Raw genomic sequence first — 5094 nt, 5'->3', positions numbered from 1 at the left:
ATATCATCAATAACTTTATCCAAAATACCGCCATAGTAGATCTTTTGATTAGTAAAGTCATTGCTGATGATAGGGTTTAGGGCTTGTTGGCTGTCTTGGCTATCCAAGTTGCCTGTATTGATGTGGCTAAGTCCTGCTTGGTCAGTGTGGCAGATTTGGTAATCGATATCTTGTGGATAGGGTTTATTTTACCATAACCTAAGCCTGACAGTCCTAGTTGATGGCAGTGGATTGGTACTGTGGGCTTTTATCTTATTTTTTGTGCAAGTAATTAGACACACACTTTAATTAACTAAAAAATTAAATATGAATATCTTAGATCCCTATATTTAATTTCATTACTATCATAAGATGATACATAAAAATCTACATTATTCAAAACACCTTTATATTTCACTGGCTCAGTAAAATTCTCCACAATTATCTTGCCATTATTTTTCTCTCTTTTTATATATATATATGTTTCCAGAGGATACTCAGCATAAGGAAAAAATAAATATGAATATCTACTAACCATGATACCATCATAAACTCTAAAAAAAGTATCCCTACCTTGATGGTGTTGTATTATTGTTATGCAAATTTCATCACAGTAATAATAAGCTGTTTCTTTTGTTAAAAACAAGCATAATAAAGAAACCAATATCAATACAAAAATGAATAATTTAAAAAAAATATTCAAGATATATTTAAAAATCATCATTTTATTTAAAACCTCCTAGTTATTTATTTTTTGCATTCTAAAGATTTTATATTGTTTATATCAAGATTACATTCTATTCTTTTTAAGCCCAAATTATAGCCATATTTGCTTCTTAAATACTGATAATTAATTTCACCATAGCTAGGGTATGTTCCATAAGTGTAACCAGTTGTTTTATGTCTGATAAGACCTAATTTACCACCAGCATGTAAAGCACCGCTAGCCTTTTGAAATTCATCATATGGTATACCTAGCGTTGCCGCATTCATGCCAGCCAAAATATTTCCACCTTCTCTTAATGTAATATATTTACCATCAAATAGAAATCCATGATATGATTTGTGTTTGTGTCCTGGATAATTTGACTTAATATCGTATATATTGCCCGGCAGACTTTTGTATGCATACATTTCTTCGCTAAAAAAATCCAGCCGACCAAGCTCTATCATTCAATCTATAAACATACCCATCTATACTCTCTCCAATATAAACCCTACCAACAGGCTTGCCTGTATCAGGACTAATAAATGCATCTTCAAACATTGATTCTCCGATTTTTACTGGGCGATCAATGCATTCATTGTTTTGAAAGTTGCATTTATAAATACCTTTATCCCTATTTAGTATAACTTTTTTGACAAAATTATCTTGATCAATAAAAGTGGCATTATTCTCAACCCCCACTCTCCCCACCTCAGCCGCATTTACACTACCTGCAACATCGCCATCAGTGACAGCATAAACAGTAGATGCTGTGGCTAGGGTGATGATGTTGGTGATGGTGTCTTTTTCATCTTGGGTGAGTTCTTTTGAATCTTTACCAAATAAGAACTTAGATAGGGTAGGAGCGGCGGCTTCACTACTTATTGCGGATAAGGCACCTATACCAATGTTTTGTCCTGTGGCATAGCTTGTGGCAGCTCCTAAGATGGCATGAGCCATTAAGTGTTGTAGGCTTTGTTCTCCTGGTCTGTTTTGGTTGTCTTGTGTGTTTTTTGTAATCATTACTCTTAAAATATTGTCCAATTTGATAAGCAAGCTCAAGACTTACCGCTCTTACCACATCTCCCATGATACCATTTGAATTAGGTGCGTACAAGGCGGAGGTGATGCCGTCGAAGATTCTTAGCCCGTAGGCTGGGTTGAGGCACGAAACCCAACAAGTTCAATGGGTTGCATCCTAAATATTGGTTTTCACATTCGTTCAACCCAACCTATCGTACTAGGAATATCAAAAGTTGAATTTTTGATTTGCTAGTAGCTAATCGGGCAAATAGTATGAAAGCCAGTCATTACTATCATATTTTTTCTCTTGAAATATTTCCAATTTTCCTAATTTGCTTTTATTAATTAAATCTTGGCTAATAAAAATATTAACCAAACTATTGCTAATTGTCTCTTCTTCGTTAAGAAGAATTATAGATTTTGGGGTTATTTCAATTTGGTTGTTTTTCATACTAATAACTCCATTGATTCTTGATTCATGAAATAAAAAGCTATCCCCACCAGCGTAAGGAAGTACATGATCTTTTAGTACATAGGCAATATCTCTATTGTTGATTTTAATTTTTTTTGACTGTTTATAAAATTCCGTATATTCAGAATATTTTATATCAATAATATACAAATCAAAATCTATTATGACAATTAGACCAACAATAGATACTAATTTACCTATATTTTTATGCAAATTATTGAAATCTATTTTAGTTATTGATTGTGATTGCATTTAAACCACCTGTTCTATTTATTATGCCAATAATAATTTCGGCTTTAATACCTCTAGGACCTGAATAAGGATCTCTTGTCATGTAATATCTTGTGCCGTAAACATTACACAAAAAAACTACTTTATATAGAAACATAAATCTAAAATATGCAAGCATAAACAAAATAAAAAAAATAAAACAAAACAGATTGGCAAGCTGATATGAAATTTTTTCAACTTAGTTTTATTTTTATAATAACTATCATTGATTAACACAAATCTCTCCTGATCTCATTTATAACGGCCTTTACATTATTTTATTTTTTCTTAAAAATATTTTAAAAAAATTCAATATTTGAATCAAGAACAAAACTACCGATACATAAAGACAGAAAAACAATCATAATGACTAGTGCAAAAAATATAAATCTAAAGATATAAATATTAAGATCCAATATAGCATTTAAAATAATAAAAAATAAACCAAAAATCCATGTTGCTAAAAATAAAATAACAATTTTTCTATTTATATATCTCTCTATTTATTACAATATTCAGATGTTTTGTTTTCACACATTTGTATAGAAGCCCCAGATTTAGCACCTATAGCTATAGCTGGTTGTATGGCAATTGAGACATTATTATGGAATTAGAATCCATATATTCAATCTTCAAAAATATCTATATCAAAAACAGGTTTTATGCCTTTTTCTTTTTTTTCTTTCATTTTGTCTATCACATGTTGATTAAGAACAAAACATTGATAGAAAGCATGAAACATACATAAAAACATTACGCAAAAAACTAATTTATACAGAAATATAAATCTAAAATATGCCAGTATAAACAGAATAAAAAATAAAATAAAACAGATTAGCAAGCTGATATGAAATTTTTTCAACTTGGTTTTATTTTTATAATAACTATCATTGATTGACACAAGTATCTCCCACTTTTTTTGAACAAATCATTATGGCACCACCCAAAGCTCCACCCATCGTGCCTTCTACGCCACCTGTAATAGAGCCATCTGAATTTATAGAACCACCAAGTCCATAACCACCACCAAGAGCTACAGCTCCTGTTCCAGTTAATTGCCAAGTGCGACTCCCTGGTGTTGCTGTGCCTGTGGAAAGAGATCCTCCTGTGTGTACATAGCCACCTACCATCGGACCTACTAAGCCACAAGTAGTGTATGTTGTACACATCTTCCTATCTGTATCAAATGCCTTGCCTGTCATCTGTCTTACCCCAAGACCAACAATAGCTGTGCCACCTGCCTCAACTTCGCCATTAACCCCAGATAGCGTAGTATTCACAACTGAACCCCCATATTTTCCCAGAGAATCAGTAATATAGCTATTGGTAGTTCTAGCCCCAGAAATATTAACATTAGAGGCTTTTGTAGTATTATTGTATCTTGCCAAAGCACTTTGTGGATAGGTTGATGCTTCAACTCCCGTTGCTCTTGGCATTGGCAAAGGCTGTTGATTACCAACAATCCTGTTATTATTTCAAGTGTACTGATATGATACAAAATCACCTTTTCCAATATGGCTTTGAATGTATCTAACTAAATTTGGATCAACTCTTGGAATATTTAAACTAATACCAGTACCATTATTATTCCATTGTACACCAACTAAATTATCATAGCTCAAATCAGGTCTATTTAATGGAACGGCATTATGACTATCGGCACTTTCATAGAAGTTGCCTTTTTTAAAATTAGCAGCTCTTAGAGCATTGGCAATTTGTGCTCTTGACCATTTTTTATTGCCACCCTGTCTTTTGTAAAGCTCTTCAATAACCCAATTCTCCCCCTTATTGGCATGCAACTGCCGATTATTCACATCCGTATTTAACCCATAAACTGTACTAACAGTATTAAGCCCTACACTTGCTCCTACACCTGCCAAAGTTAGGTTTAGGACTGATTGGCTAATCATCTCGACGGTATCTGATTCAAGTCCTTGCTCATTGAGTTTTTGTTTGAGTTTAGCTTGTAGATAATTGAGCTTAGGTGCAGCACTTGCTGCTACCCCTGCGGTAAAAGCTCCTTCCGCCGTTCCAGTTGCCAAAGCACCCATCGCGGTATGTAGTGCCACACGATAAACACCGCCTTCTGCCCACTTTTGGGCTTCTTCGATATTGCCTTGCGCAAGCAGTTCAATCTCTTTGGCTTGAGCATAATCACCAATTTGTTTAGGTATTTCTCTGCCAAACTCTGTGGTAATTGTTACCTGATTTCCAAGCTCTTTCTCCAACTGACTCTTTTGATTGGTAAAGTCATTGTTGATGATGGGGTTTAGGGCTTGTTGGCTACCTTGGCTATCCAAGTTGCCTGTATTGATGTGGCTAAGCCCTGCTTGGTCAGTGATGGCAGATTTGGTAATTGATGTCTTGTGGATAGGGTCTATTTTACCGTAACCTAAACCTGACAGTCCTAGTTGGTGCTTTGTTTTGTTTGAGGTGTTGTCTTGCTGGCTGCTCTTTGGCTTTGGCGTAAGGTTTACACCCACTTGCAAAGCATCGCCTTGATAGTTTAGGTGATTTTCAATGTCTTGGGTTTGGATGCCTTGTTTAAATTGGGTGTGGTTTTGGTCTTTGTCAGTGATGAGATAACCAGCTGTAAACTTGCCTTGTCCTTGTACGTTTAGGTTTGATGTATTGGCAATGATGC

6 protein-coding genes are annotated in these 5094 nt (G+C 34.4%); all 6 read right to left on the bottom strand.

Features of this window, described 5'->3' with window-relative positions; all coding sequences use genetic code 11:
• Positions 1-292: 292 nt before the first annotated feature.
• Positions 293-703, bottom strand: coding sequence for a hypothetical protein (locus ACZBKJ_RS09630; protein WP_463200870.1), 411 nt, complete (start codon positions 701-703; stop codon positions 293-295).
• A gap of 23 nt (positions 704-726) precedes the next feature.
• Positions 727-1152 (bottom strand): hypothetical protein, encoded by a 426-nt coding sequence (locus tag ACZBKJ_RS09625; protein WP_463200869.1) that lies wholly within the window; start codon positions 1150-1152, stop codon positions 727-729.
• Complete coding sequence (locus tag ACZBKJ_RS09620; protein ID WP_463200868.1) at positions 1121-1747, bottom strand: VENN motif pre-toxin domain-containing protein; 627 nt, start codon at positions 1745-1747, stop codon at positions 1121-1123. The genes ACZBKJ_RS09625 and ACZBKJ_RS09620 overlap by 32 nt, the downstream gene beginning before the upstream one ends.
• A 217-nt stretch (positions 1748-1964) precedes the next feature.
• Complete coding sequence (locus ACZBKJ_RS09615) at positions 1965-2432, bottom strand: hypothetical protein (protein ID WP_463200867.1); 468 nt, start codon at positions 2430-2432, stop codon at positions 1965-1967.
• Between the two features lie 905 nt (positions 2433-3337).
• Positions 3338-3886 (bottom strand): hypothetical protein, encoded by a 549-nt coding sequence (locus ACZBKJ_RS09610; RefSeq protein WP_463200866.1) that lies wholly within the window; start codon positions 3884-3886, stop codon positions 3338-3340.
• Between the two features lie 39 nt (positions 3887-3925).
• Positions 3926-5094 (bottom strand): hypothetical protein (locus ACZBKJ_RS09605; protein WP_463200865.1); only part of this gene is annotated, 1169 nt, incomplete at its 5' end.

This window comes from Moraxella sp. I5G, from assembly GCF_055193055.1.
Note: the sequence above shows the minus strand (reverse complement) of the source record. Positions and strands in the feature narration are given on the sequence as shown.

Excerpts from the sequence above, each read along its gene's own strand:
- ACZBKJ_RS09625 (WP_463200869.1), bottom strand. The coding sequence starts at position 1,152 with ATGATAGAGCTTGGTCGGCTGGATTTTTTTAGCGAAGAAATGTATGCA.
- ACZBKJ_RS09610 (WP_463200866.1), bottom strand. The coding sequence starts at position 3,886 with ATGCCAAGAGCAACGGGAGTTGAAGCATCAACCTATCCACAAAGTGCT.
- ACZBKJ_RS09615 (WP_463200867.1), bottom strand. The coding sequence starts at position 2,432 with ATGCAATCACAATCAATAACTAAAATAGATTTCAATAATTTGCATAAA.
- ACZBKJ_RS09630 (WP_463200870.1), bottom strand. The coding sequence starts at position 703 with ATGATGATTTTTAAATATATCTTGAATATTTTTTTTAAATTATTCATT.